The 10,471-nt window shown below is 66.9% G+C and carries 16 protein-coding genes and 2 pseudogenes; 6 read left to right on the top strand and 12 right to left on the bottom strand.

The features are described from left to right. A pseudogene (locus B3547_RS12590) lies at positions 1 to 398 on the top strand (TonB-dependent receptor); the annotation flags it as partial. A 143-nt stretch (positions 399 to 541) separates the two neighbouring features. Continuing rightward, the gene (locus B3547_RS12585; protein WP_292963635.1) at positions 542 to 958 is read left to right on the top strand and encodes a DUF805 domain-containing protein; all 417 of its coding nucleotides are present in this window, start codon (positions 542 to 544) and stop codon (positions 956 to 958) included. On the opposite strand, the gene B3547_RS12580 is transcribed toward B3547_RS12585, so the two are convergent. Genes B3547_RS12580 through B3547_RS12530 form a run of 11 tightly spaced genes read right to left on the bottom strand, consistent with a single transcriptional unit; the run spans position 955 to position 5,416 of the window. Continuing rightward, positions 955 to 1,767, bottom strand: a complete 813-nt coding sequence (locus B3547_RS12580; protein WP_292963632.1) for an MOSC domain-containing protein — start codon at positions 1,765 to 1,767, stop codon at positions 955 to 957. The genes B3547_RS12585 and B3547_RS12580 overlap by 4 nt on opposite strands. Then, the gene (locus B3547_RS12575) at positions 1,764 to 2,114 is read right to left on the bottom strand and encodes a YbaN family protein (RefSeq protein ID WP_194921411.1); all 351 of its coding nucleotides are present in this window, start codon (positions 2,112 to 2,114) and stop codon (positions 1,764 to 1,766) included. Before B3547_RS12575 ends, B3547_RS12580 begins: the two co-directional genes overlap by 4 nt. Before the next feature lie 7 nt (positions 2,115 to 2,121). Beyond that, positions 2,122 to 2,535: a SufE family protein gene (locus B3547_RS12570; RefSeq protein WP_292963630.1), complete on the bottom strand. Its 414-nt coding sequence runs from the start codon at positions 2,533 to 2,535 to the stop codon at positions 2,122 to 2,124. 54 nt (positions 2,536 to 2,589) lie between these two features. Then, entirely contained in the window at positions 2,590 to 2,823 is a 234-nt protein-coding gene (locus B3547_RS12565; protein ID WP_124809978.1) for a hypothetical protein, read from the bottom strand. A gap of 26 nt (positions 2,824 to 2,849) precedes the next feature. Continuing rightward, positions 2,850 to 3,113: a hypothetical protein gene (locus tag B3547_RS12560; RefSeq protein ID WP_292963628.1), complete on the bottom strand. Its 264-nt coding sequence runs from the start codon at positions 3,111 to 3,113 to the stop codon at positions 2,850 to 2,852. A gap of 33 nt (positions 3,114 to 3,146) precedes the next feature. Continuing rightward, entirely contained in the window at positions 3,147 to 3,419 is a 273-nt protein-coding gene (locus B3547_RS12555; RefSeq protein ID WP_190287275.1) for a hypothetical protein, read from the bottom strand. Beyond that, positions 3,416 to 3,712, bottom strand: coding sequence for a hypothetical protein (locus tag B3547_RS12550; protein ID WP_124809979.1), 297 nt, complete (start codon positions 3,710 to 3,712; stop codon positions 3,416 to 3,418). The genes B3547_RS12555 and B3547_RS12550 overlap by 4 nt, the downstream gene beginning before the upstream one ends. Before the next feature lie 41 nt (positions 3,713 to 3,753). Continuing rightward, positions 3,754 to 4,131 (bottom strand): envelope stress response membrane protein PspC, encoded by a 378-nt coding sequence (gene pspC, locus B3547_RS12545; protein ID WP_124809980.1) that lies wholly within the window; start codon positions 4,129 to 4,131, stop codon positions 3,754 to 3,756. Further along, positions 4,128 to 4,436, bottom strand: a complete 309-nt coding sequence (pspB, locus tag B3547_RS12540; RefSeq protein ID WP_124809981.1) for an envelope stress response membrane protein PspB — start codon at positions 4,434 to 4,436, stop codon at positions 4,128 to 4,130. The genes pspC and pspB overlap by 4 nt, the downstream gene beginning before the upstream one ends. A 3-nt stretch (positions 4,437 to 4,439) precedes the next feature. Further along, on the bottom strand, positions 4,440 to 5,255 hold the full coding sequence (pspA, locus tag B3547_RS12535) for a phage shock protein PspA (protein WP_223806685.1): 816 nt from the start codon (positions 5,253 to 5,255) through the stop codon (positions 4,440 to 4,442). Further along, the gene (locus B3547_RS12530; RefSeq protein WP_292963624.1) at positions 5,252 to 5,416 is read right to left on the bottom strand and encodes a hypothetical protein; all 165 of its coding nucleotides are present in this window, start codon (positions 5,414 to 5,416) and stop codon (positions 5,252 to 5,254) included. The genes pspA and B3547_RS12530 overlap by 4 nt, the downstream gene beginning before the upstream one ends. 169 nt (positions 5,417 to 5,585) lie before the next feature. Here B3547_RS12530 and pspF point away from each other — a divergent pair, with 169 nt between their 5' ends. Next, on the top strand, positions 5,586 to 6,611 hold the full coding sequence (pspF, locus tag B3547_RS12525) for a phage shock protein operon transcriptional activator (RefSeq protein WP_136957323.1): 1,026 nt from the start codon (positions 5,586 to 5,588) through the stop codon (positions 6,609 to 6,611). 123 nt (positions 6,612 to 6,734) lie between these two features. Further along, positions 6,735 to 7,808 (top strand): DNA replication/repair protein RecF, encoded by a 1,074-nt coding sequence (gene recF, locus B3547_RS12520; protein WP_292963618.1) that lies wholly within the window; start codon positions 6,735 to 6,737, stop codon positions 7,806 to 7,808. On the opposite strand, the gene B3547_RS12515 is transcribed toward recF, so the two are convergent. Further along, positions 7,809 to 8,516 carry a GDSL-type esterase/lipase family protein gene (locus B3547_RS12515; protein ID WP_292963615.1) on the bottom strand — a complete coding sequence of 236 codons (708 nt, stop codon included), beginning with the start codon at positions 8,514 to 8,516 and terminating at the stop codon, positions 7,809 to 7,811. Between the two features lie 64 nt (positions 8,517 to 8,580). Here B3547_RS12515 and B3547_RS12510 point away from each other — a divergent pair. Further along, positions 8,581 to 9,260: pseudogene (locus B3547_RS12510) on the top strand (ABC transporter ATP-binding protein). After that, positions 9,257 to 10,471: ABC transporter permease (locus B3547_RS12505; RefSeq protein WP_349676491.1), on the top strand; the 1,215-nt coding region annotated here is incomplete at its 3' end. The pseudogene B3547_RS12510 and the gene B3547_RS12505, both read left to right, overlap by 4 nt.

Raw genomic sequence — 10,471 nt, 5'->3', positions numbered from 1 at the left:
ATCTTTCGGGCACGCGGCCGGCGGGCATCCCCTCGATCTCGGCCACCTGGGGCGCGCAGATCGACCACGTCTTCCCCAACGACGATCACCTGATCCTGCGCGGCGATTTCCATTACGAAGCGCAAGTGCAGATCCAGGAAGGCCTGCCCGGCTTCCTTTCGGGGGGCACCGACGCGGCGATCGCGGCGGCGCAGCCGTTCACGCGCGAGGTCAGCGAACTCAACGGCTCGCTCACCTGGGCGATGCACAACGGCATCGAGTTCTCGGTCTGGGGCCGCAACATCCTCAACCACCGCTGGCTGCTCAACATCTTCGATTCGGTGGCGCAGCCAGGCTCGATCTCGGGCTACGTCAACCAGCCGCGCACCTGGGGCGGCACGGTGCGCTACCGGTTCTGAAAGACCGCTCCACAATCGCGCCGAAGCGGAGGAGGAAAGGGAGGCTGCGGCCTCCCTTTTTCTTGCGGACCGCAGAAAATCGTGCCTTCCTCCGCATTACACGCCGCCAGCTTGTCAGAGCGGCCGAAGCAGGGGATTGTCCGATGGAATGGATGTTGATGCCGTACCGGCGCTATGCCGATTTTTCCGGCCGTTCGCGGCGCAAGGAATACTGGATGTTTATCCTGTTCACGGCCATCGTCTACGCAGTCGTTTTTTCACTCATGATGGCTGGCGGCTTCAGCTTTTCGCCCGATGGAACACCCTCGCGCGGGCCACTGTTCTGGCTGGGCGCGCTGCTTCTGGGGGTATTCGTACTCGGCAGCTTTATCCCGTCGATAGCCGTGCAAGTCCGTCGCTTTCACGATCAGGACAAGTCCGGCTGGTTCGTGCTGCTGGCCTTCGTGCCTTACGTCGGCGGTTTGATCGTGCTGGTCTTCATGTGCATCGAAGGCACGCGCGGCCCCAACCGCTTCGGCCCCGATCCCAAGAATCCCAACCAGGCGGACGTCTTCGCCTAAAGCACGTCCACCGTGTCCCCGACCGCGATCGCGCCGGGGCCATCGGGAATGGCATTCTGGCCGAAGACCGGCATCTTCTGCCAGACGCGGCCCATCGCCTTCAGCGTGCGCAGCGGTTCGGGGCCGGTGCTTTCGCCGGTCTCCACGTTCTGCGTGGTGATGACGCAGCGCGTGCAGGGCTTGACCACGCGCAGCGTCAGGCCGCCGATGCGCAGGCGCTGCCAGCCGTCCTCGGCAAAGGCCGCACCCGCGCCTTCCAGCACGATGTTCGGCCGGAAGCGGCCCATGTCCAGCGGCGCATCGAGCCGCGCGTTGAGCGCCGCGAGCGATTCGACCGTGGTGACCAGCAGCGGAAAGCCATCGGCGAAGCTGACCCGGTCGCCCGCCGCGCCATAATCCGGGTGGACCGGGCGCACCGTTTGCTCGGCCATGTGGACCAGCCGCACCGGACGCCCGAACAGCGCGGACAGCCATGCTGCGGCGGCGGGGCCGGCATCCTGGCCGATCACCTCGTCTCCCCACACGCGCACCGGCCGTTCGGGAGCGCCCGACAGCGGCACCGGCACGTCCAGTTCGCTTGCGGCATCGACGCCGGGCGCGCGATGGCGCAGGCGCAGCCCGTGCTCGGTCGGCTGTGCCGAAACCAGCGCCATCGCCGGCAATTCGCGGCGGGTAAGGAAGCGGCCGTCCTCGCGCACCATCATCCAGCGCCGGTCGCCTTCCAGCCCGCGCGACGTGACCATGGCCCGCGTCATGGCCTCTCCGCCCATCGACTTGACCGGGTAGCGATGCAGGGAAACCACTTTCATTCCGCGCGCGTCCATATCCAGGTGCCCGAAATCGCCATGACTGCCGCCGGGATCAGCACCCAGGGCCAGCCGGCGGTCAGGGCGGTGATGCCCACGCTGATCGCCATGGCAAGCAGCGCCGCCTGCTTGGCCCGGCGCGAAATGGCGCGGCGTTCACGCCACTGGCGCAGCGCGGGGCCATATTTCGGGTGATCGAGCAGGCGCTGTTCCCACGCCGGATTGCCCTTGGCGAAGCAGAAAGCGGCCAGCAACAGGAACGGCACGGTCGGCAGCAGCGGCAGGAATGCTCCCACCGCCCCGATCGCGACGAAGGCAAGGCCGGCCCCCGTCCAGAGATGCCGGCCCAGCACGGCGCTATCCGGCCGCGATCCGCGCGGCGTGTTCGCGCACCAGCGCGATCATGTTGGGCACGCCCTGCGTCCGGTTGGAGGAAAGCTGGTTCTTCAGGTCGAATGGCGCCAGCCTGGCGGCGATGTCGGTCCCGGCGACGTCCTGCGCCGGCTGGTCCTGCACCGCGGCCAGCACCAGCGCAACGATGCCCTTGGTGATCGCCGCGTTGCTATCCGCCAGGAAATGGAGCTTTCCGGCCCCTTCATTCTCGATGGGATAGACCCAGACGCTGGCCGAACAGCCGCGCACCAGCGTGGCGTCGGTCTTGAGCGCGTCGGGCATCGGCTCCAGTTCGCGCCCCAGTTCGATCAGCAGGCGATAGCGTTCATCGCCATCGAGAAACGCGTATTCTTCCAGAATGTCTTCAAGGCTGCGCATCAACTGTCTTGCCGTCCACGGTCCGTCTTGCGCGCCGGGATAGGCGCAGGACCGTTACAGGTCCACCCCGCTTGCAATGGCTTCCAGCTTGCGGATGCGCTCCTTGAGATCGGCCACTTCGATCAGGCCGACCGCCGGAATCTCGCCGTGGCGATGCTGCAGTTCCAGCCGCTTGAACGCCAACCAGCCGTTCCAGGCGCGCAGCAGCGCGGCGGCGACGATGACAAGGCCCACCAGCGCGGCGGCTGCGATCAGGGTGGGATCGGTGAACAGAGTCGTGTCCGGCATCTTGGTTCTCCGGTAGGGCGGGCGCGTCAGCGGTCGCGCAGCGCCTCGATCTCGCTGGCCAGACGGCGCGTATCGTGCGCCTGGCTGGTGCTGGCGTCGGTCACGATCCGCTCCACCACTTCCAGCCGCTTGCGCAGGGTTTCCACCTCGCGCTCCAGTTCGGCGGTATAGGCGGGATCGGCGGGCGGGCCGGCGCGATACCCTTCGTTTTCATGCCAGCGGCGATGCATCCGCATCCGGGCAAAGGCGAGGATGGCGACGATGGCGACCATGGCGCTCCAGAAACTCACGGGCGTATTTCCTTGTACCTGCGGTTGAATACCTCAGTGGACTTCGGTTTCGCGCAGCGCCTCGATCCGCAGCGCGAGGTCCGTGCCGGAATCGGTGACGAGCCGCTCCAGCACGCGCACGCGCTGTTCCAGCCGCTCGTTGTGCGCGATGTATTGCGCGGTCTTTTCCGCCGTCTGGCGCGAAAGCAGTTCCATTTCCCGTTCCTTGAACGCCAGGCGGCGCTTGTAGAGGTCCGAGACGATGCCGAGCGTGACGGGCAGGCCGATGACGATGCCCAGCGCGGCGAGAAAGACCGATGGCATCATGGCCGCAACTCCGGCCGGGCCAGGGCTTCGGCGGCCAGGATGCCGGCGCCGTCGGAACGAAGCGCCTCGATCTGCGCGGCCACGTCATAGCTCTTGTCGGTGACGATGCGTTCCAGCACGCGAACCCGCTCCTCCAGCGCCTTGACCTGCGCCGCGGTGGCGCCGTCGCCCTGCACCGCGCCCGCTTCCACTTCACGGATGCGCAGTTCGGCCATGCGGCGCTTGTGGCGCGTGACGATGGCCACGATCGGGATGCTAAGCGCCACGATCGGTATCGAAATCGGATCGAACATCGGTCATTTTCCCCTCAACGCTGCCCCGGAATAACCGGATTTCAGCGCAATTTCTCGATCTCGGCCGAAAGGCGCGGATTGCTGCTGACATAGAAGCTTTCCACTTCGGCCAGCCGGCGGTCGATATCGCGGAACTGGGCGCGGACTTCGCGGGCGGTGCGCGCCGGAGACTGACGGACACCCTGCCAGAACTTCTGCTCCTGCCGGTCGCCGTAAAGGTAGCCGGGCTTCTTTTCGGACAGGAAGCCGAGCGCCAGGTACACGAAGGGCAGGAAACCGAGGCCGCAGAACGTCAGCACCACGAAGCCCAGCCGGACCCACAGCACGTCCACGCCGGTGTAATCCGCGATGCCCGCGCAAACACCCATGAACTTCCCGTTAACCTTATCCCGGTAGAAGCGGGTTCGTGGACTATTCACTTCGACATCCCCTTCTTTTCGGCGAGCATGCGATCAAGCTCTCGCAGCTGCTGGTTGTCTGTTTCGCGATCGTGCTGGATGCGCGCGGGGCGGAATTCCGGATTGTCGGACGCTACCAGCCGCTCCACCGTATCCATCCGCTCGTCCAGGCGGCGCGCCAGCTGGTACAGTTCGTCCAGCAGCGCCTCGTCGCCCGTGGTCAGCGTGGCGGCGGTCTTCCAGCGGGTTATGTAGTGAAGGATGATCCAGGGTAACCCGACGAAGATTCCCAAGATCGCAACGAGCGGGATGAGCACCTCTTCCATGGATCAGTTGCCTTTCGCCAACGCGCGCTTCATCGCTTCGAGTTCCTCATCCACCTTGTCCTGCCCGGCCAGCGCGGCGATCTCGTCCGCCAGGCTCGGCGCCTTGCCATCGGCCAGGTTCAGCGCATCGGCACGGCCTTCGGCATAGTCGACGCGGCGTTCGAGCTGGTCGAACCGGGCAAGCGCCTCATCGACGCGCTCGTTGGTGAGCAGGCTGCGCAGGCGGACGCGGTTCTCGGCGCTTTCCAGCCGCGCGGCGATCGCCGTCTGGCGGCTGCGCGCTTCACGCAAACGGGTCTGGAGCTTCTCGATGTCCTGCTCGTAGGCGCGCATCGCATCGTCGAGGACGCCGATCTCGGCCTTGAGCTGTTCGGCCATGTCGGTCGCCTTGTTCTTCTCGACCAGGGCGGCGCGGGCCAGATCCTCGCGATCCTTGCTGAGCGCGAGCTGGGCCTTTTCCGCCCAGTCTGCCTGGAGCCGTTCCAGCTTCCCGACGTGCCGCTGCATCTCCTTCTGATCGGCGATGGTGCGCGCGGCGGAGGCCCGCACTTCGACAAGCGTCTCCTCCATCTCCATGATGATCATCCGGATCATCTTGGCAGGATCGTCCGCCTTGTCCAGCAAGTCGTTGAAATTGGCAGCAATAATATCGCGCGTCCGCGAAAAAATGCCCATCAGGTTGACTCCGTTGGTGAAGATGGGACGCGATTGGCCATTCGCGTCCTGGAAACGGGTGTTGGCGCGCAGCGCATCCAGCTCCGCATCGAAGCGGGACGCGCGCGACCCTTCCGGTCGTACCGGGGTCAGGTCTTCGGTCACGCCAGTTCGCCGGTAATCGCGGCGCTGGAGGCCAGCACCTGCGGCGCGGCCTGAATCTGCTGGGTCAGTGCGAAGCAGTTGAGAGCCAGCATCGCGCCAATGCTGGCGAGCGCTGCGCGGCCGAGCTTGGTCGAAAAGAAGCGGGCGGTGTACATCTGCATTCTCCGTGAAAGCGTGGCCGAAGATACCGGGCCAGTGCGTTTGTTCACCTTTCAGCAAGCCGCGTGCCAAACCGCGGGAATCCCGGAAATCCGCCATTTTTACACCCGCGCCGCACCTATGACATGGCATCCGTTGCCTTGATTTGGTGAAATATGCTAAAACTTGGCCATGGATCGGGAAGTTCAGTTCATCGGCCAGTCCGGCGCGTTTCTTGACGCCGTCGAACGCGCCAGCCGCGCCGCGCCCATGCGGCGGCCCGTGCTGGTGATCGGCGAGCGCGGCACCGGCAAGGAACTGATCGCCGAAAGATTGCACCGCCTGTCGACCCGCTGGCAGGAGCCGCTGATCACCCTGAACTGTGCTGCACTGCCAGAAACCCTTATAGAAGCTGAACTTTTTGGCCACGAAGCCGGTGCTTTCACCGGCGCGACGCGCGCCCGCGCCGGCCGTTTCGAGGAAGCGGACAAAGGCACGCTTTTTCTCGACGAACTGGCGACCTTGTCGATGAGCGCGCAGGAAAGGCTGCTGCGCGCGGTCGAATATGGCGAAATCACGCGGATCGGCGCCTCGCGTCCGGTGCGTGTGGACGTCCGAATCGTCGCCGCGACCAACGAAGACCTCCCAAAAGCCGCCGAAGAAGGCCGCTTTCGCGCCGATTTGCTCGATCGGCTGAGTTTCGAGGTCATTACCCTGCCCCCGCTGCGCGTGCGCGAGGGCGATATCGCGGTTCTGGCCGATTATTTCGGGCGACGCATGGCCGCCGAGCTGCATTGGGATTCCTGGCCCGGCTTTGCCCCCCACGCGGCGCGGCAGCTGGAAGACTACGCCTGGCCCGGAAACGTCCGCGAGTTACGTAACGTAATCGAACGCGCGGTCTATCGCTGGGACGATTCTGGCGCCCCGATCGCGCATATTCAGTTCGATCCGTTCGAAAGTCCGTGGAAGCCGGCGTCCCTGCCGCGCATCGCGGAGGCCCCGTCGCCCGCGCCGGCAGCCTCGCCAAGAACGGCACAAGATTTTGATTTTATTGATGATCTTCGCGGCGCTGTGGACGCGCATGAGCGCGCGATCCTGGAACACGCGCTCGGACGGCACCGCTACAACCAGCGCCAGACCGCAAAAGCGCTGGGCCTGAGCTACGATCAGCTCCGGCACTGCCTGAAGAAGCACGGTCTGCTCGAAAAGGGCGATTAGTTACGTAACAAAATGGATTTTGTTACGTAACAATAGGCCATTTCATCACGTAACGCGCGCTGCCAGACCCGCCAGCGGCGAAATCGGTTCCCCCCTGCCTGTACGATGTTCTAAGCCGCCGCCATGTCGCTCACCCGCCTCACCTTGCGTCATTTTCGCAACCACGTGGCGACGCGCCTGGAAGAAACGCTCGATTTCAATATCTTGGTCGGCGAGAATGGCGCCGGCAAGACCAACGTGCTCGAAGCGGTCTCGCTGCTGGCGCCCGGACGCGGTTTGCGCCGGGCGCAGCCCGCCGAAATGGCCGGGCGCAGCGGCGATGGAGGCTTCGCCGTGGCGGCGGAACTGGAAGATGGCGCGGTCGCGCTCGGCACGGCCAGCACGGCGGATGCTCCAAACCGCCGGAATGTAAGGATAAATGGTGCGGAAGGGCCGGCAGCACGGTTGGCCGAGTGGCTCTCCATCACCTGGCTGACCCCGGCCATGGACCGCCTCTTCGCCGAAAGCGCGGGCGGACGGCGCCGCTTCCTCGATCGGCTGGTGCTGGCGCGCCTGCCCGGACACGCCCGAAATGCCGGCCGTTACGAGACGGCGTTGCGCGAACGCAACCGCCTGCTGGCCGATCCGGACGATCCCGATCCGCTGTGGCTGGACGCGCTCGAAAGCCAAATGGCTGAAAACGGAGCATTAGTTGCTGCGGCCCGGCGCGATCTGGTGGCGGACCTGACGCGCGCCATCGCGGTGCTGCCGGAGCAGCCGTTCGCCCGTCCGGCGCTCGAATATGCCTCCGAAACGCCTTCGGACGGCGAAGAATTGCGCATTTTGTTACGTAACAATCGCCGCCGAGACCGTGCGGCGGGGCGCAGTTTGACCGGTCCGCACCGCGATGACCTGGCCGTGACCCTCGCCGCCAAGCAATCGCCCGCCGCGGACTGCTCCACGGGCGAGCAAAAGGCCATGCTCATCGCGATTGTGCTGGCCCACGCACAGCTCACCGCCGGCGAGCGGCCCCGCCTGCTGCTGCTGGACGAGATCGCCGCGCATCTCGATCCGCTGCGCCGCGCGGCACTGTTCGAGCGGTTGGCGGCATCGGGCGCACAAGTGTGGATGACCGGCACCGAACTCGCCCCGTTCGAGGAAATCGCAGGCGGCAGCGCGGTGTGGCGCGTGGCGGACGGCGTGGCCACGCGGGCCTGATCAGGCCCCGTGCCTGTCCTCCGCCGCCTTCAGCGCCTTCGCCACATCGCCCTGCGTGGCCACCACGATGCGATCGATTCCTTGCGCGTTGGGGTGGATATTATCGCCTAATAACAATGCTTTGTTGCCGATCACGGGTTGCAGGAAGAACGGCACCAGCGGCACGTCGTACTTCTTCGCCAGCGCCGGCCAGATCGGGTTGAACGCCCGTGTGTAGTCCGCCCCCATGTTGGGCGCGGCGAGCATTCCGGTGAGCATCGCGGGCAACCCGCGCTTCTTCAATTCGGCCAGGATCGCATCGAGATTGGAGCGGGTTTCGGCCGGTGGCAGCCCGCGCAGCATGTCGTTGCCGCCCAGCCCCACCAGCACCAGCGCGGGCTTTACGGGCTGGTTGTCGAGCGTGAACGCCAGCCGTTGCAAGCCGGCCGCCGTGGTATCGCCGGAGACGCCCGCGCCCACCACTTTCACCGGCGTTCCCGCCGCGTTGAGCGCCACCTGCAGCTTCGCCGGATAGCTCTCGTCCTGCCGGAGCTGGTATCCGGCGTAGAGGCTGTCGCCGAACGCCAGGATCACCGGCGCGTTGGCGGGAACGGGCGCGGCCGAAACCGCCGTCGTTGGGGACGCGGAAGGCTCTGAATCCGCAGCCTTTTCGCCCGAACAAGCGGCCAGCGACAGGACAAGGGCGATAACGAGCGGGAAACGGCGCATGGGGGCTTTCTGGATCGGACGGCACAGGTTGCGAAGCGCAACCAATCTATGCCACTCCTGCGCGGTGACAAGCACCTCTCCGATCATCTCCGCCCGCAACCTGACCCTCCATCTCGGCTCCGGCGAGGGCCGCGTCGATATCCTGCGCGGCATCGACCTCACCGTCGGTGCGGGCGAGATGCTGGCGCTTCTCGGCCCCTCCGGATCGGGCAAAAGCTCGCTTCTGGCCGTGCTCGCGGGGCTGGAACGCGCCAGCGGCGGCGCGCTGGAGGTGGCCGGCGCCGATTTCACCGCGCTCGACGAGGACGGCCTTGCTGCCGCGCGCCGCGGGCGAATCGGCATCGTCCTGCAGGCGTTTCACCTCCTGCCGACGATGACCGCGCGCGAAAACGTCGAAACGCCAATGGAACTGGCGGGAATGGCCGGGGCCGAAGCGCGGGCGGAGGCCGAACTCGCCGCCGTGGGGCTGGGCCACCGCCTGAATCACTATCCGGCGCAGCTTTCCGGCGGGNNGTCGCCATCGCCCGCGCGCTGGCGCCGCGCCCGGCGATCCTGTTCGCGGACGAGCCGACCGGCAATCTTGACGCGGCGACCGGCGCGGCAGTGGCCGACCTGCTGTTCCAGCGCGCGCGGGAAGCCGGGGCGACGCTGATCATGGTCACGCACGACGAGGCGCTGGCCGCCCGCTGTGGCCGCGTGGTGCGGCTCGCCGATGGCGAAATCGCTTCGGATTCAACACGATGACGGCAGGCCGGATGGGCTGGGGCACCGCCTGGCGGCTGGCCCGGCGCGGGCTCGACTGGCGCTTTCGTGGCCTGCGGCTGCTGCTCGTCTGCCTGGTGCTGGGCACCGCCGCGCTGGCCGCGATCGGCACGCTGACCGGCGCGATCGAGCGCGAATTGACCAGCCGGGGCCGCGTGCTGCTGGGAGGCGACCTGCAATTCACGCTGGCGCAGCGCGGGGCGTCGGACGCCGAAATGGCGGCGATGCGCGCACTGGGCACGGTTTCGGCCGGCACGCGGCTGCAGGCGATGGCGCGGCTGCCGCAGGGCGAAGACGTGGCCGTCCCGGTGGAGCTGAAGGCGGTGGACGCGCGCTGGCCGCTCTACGGCACGCTCACGCTGGAAGGCGGCCGCCGGGCCGGCGCCCCCACCGGCATGACCGCGTGGATCGCCGCTGGCGTGGCCGACCGGCTGGGCGTGACAACCGGCGGAAAACTGCGGATCGGCGATGCCCTGCTGACCATCGGCGGGGTGATCGCGGACGAGCCGGACCGGCTGTCCGAAGGGTTCTCGCTTGGCCCCACCGTGATCGTCAGCCCGGAGGCGCTGGTCGCTTCGGGGCTGGTCCAGCCCGGATCGATGATCCGCGCGAAATACCGCGTCCGCCTGCCCGCCGGTGGCGCGGCCGCCGATCCGCAAGCGCTGGCCGATGCCTTCACCGCGCGCTTCCCCGTGGCCGGGTTCGAGGCGCGCACGCGCGACAAGGCATCGCCGGGGCTGGACCGCTTCGTCGGGCGCATGGGGCAGTTCCTGGTGCTGGTGGCGCTGGCGGCGCTGTCGATCGCCGGGATCGGCATCGGCAACGGCGTGTCCTCCTATCTCGAAGCGCGGCGCGGCAGCATCGCCACGCTCAAGATTCTCGGCGCGGAAAGCCGCGATATTGCAAGAATTTACCTGCTGCAGATGGCCGTCGCCTCGGCCATCGCCATAGCGGCGGGCCTGCTGATCGGCGTGGCCACCACGCCGCTGCTGGGCCGGGCGCTTTCCGGCCTGCTGCCGGTGGAAGCGGGGGTGGTGATCGACGCGAAGGCACTGCTGCTCGCCGCCGCCTATGGCGCGCTGATCGCGCTGACCTTCGCCGCGCCGCCGCTGGTACGCGCGCGCGAATTCCCGGCCATGGCGCTGATGCGCGCGCGCGTCAGCCCCTTGCGCACGCGGTGGCGCGCGGCGCTG

The sequence above is a fragment of the Novosphingobium sp. UBA1939 genome (assembly GCF_002336885.1).
Lineage (GTDB): Bacteria > Pseudomonadota > Alphaproteobacteria > Sphingomonadales > Sphingomonadaceae > Novosphingobium.
This window is presented reverse-complemented; position numbering and strand designations above follow the sequence as displayed.

Coding starts and splice junctions, on each gene's coding strand:
- B3547_RS12585 (WP_292963635.1), top strand. CDS start 542: ATGGAATGGATGTTGATGCCGTACCGGCGCTATGCCGATTTTTCCGGC.
- B3547_RS12580 (WP_292963632.1), bottom strand. CDS start 1,767: ATGAAAGTGGTTTCCCTGCATCGCTACCCGGTCAAGTCGATGGGCGGA.
- B3547_RS12570 (WP_292963630.1), bottom strand. CDS start 2,535: ATGCGCAGCCTTGAAGACATTCTGGAAGAATACGCGTTTCTCGATGGC.
- B3547_RS12565 (WP_124809978.1), bottom strand. CDS start 2,823: ATGCCGGACACGACTCTGTTCACCGATCCCACCCTGATCGCAGCCGCC.
- B3547_RS12555 (WP_190287275.1), bottom strand. CDS start 3,419: ATGATGCCATCGGTCTTTCTCGCCGCGCTGGGCATCGTCATCGGCCTG.
- B3547_RS12550 (WP_124809979.1), bottom strand. CDS start 3,712: ATGTTCGATCCGATTTCGATACCGATCGTGGCGCTTAGCATCCCGATC.
- pspB (WP_124809981.1), bottom strand. CDS start 4,436: ATGGAAGAGGTGCTCATCCCGCTCGTTGCGATCTTGGGAATCTTCGTC.
- B3547_RS12530 (WP_292963624.1), bottom strand. CDS start 5,416: ATGCAGATGTACACCGCCCGCTTCTTTTCGACCAAGCTCGGCCGCGCA.
- pspF (WP_136957323.1), top strand. CDS start 5,586: ATGGATCGGGAAGTTCAGTTCATCGGCCAGTCCGGCGCGTTTCTTGAC.
- recF (WP_292963618.1), top strand. CDS start 6,735: ATGTCGCTCACCCGCCTCACCTTGCGTCATTTTCGCAACCACGTGGCG.
- B3547_RS12515 (WP_292963615.1), bottom strand. CDS start 8,516: ATGCGCCGTTTCCCGCTCGTTATCGCCCTTGTCCTGTCGCTGGCCGCT.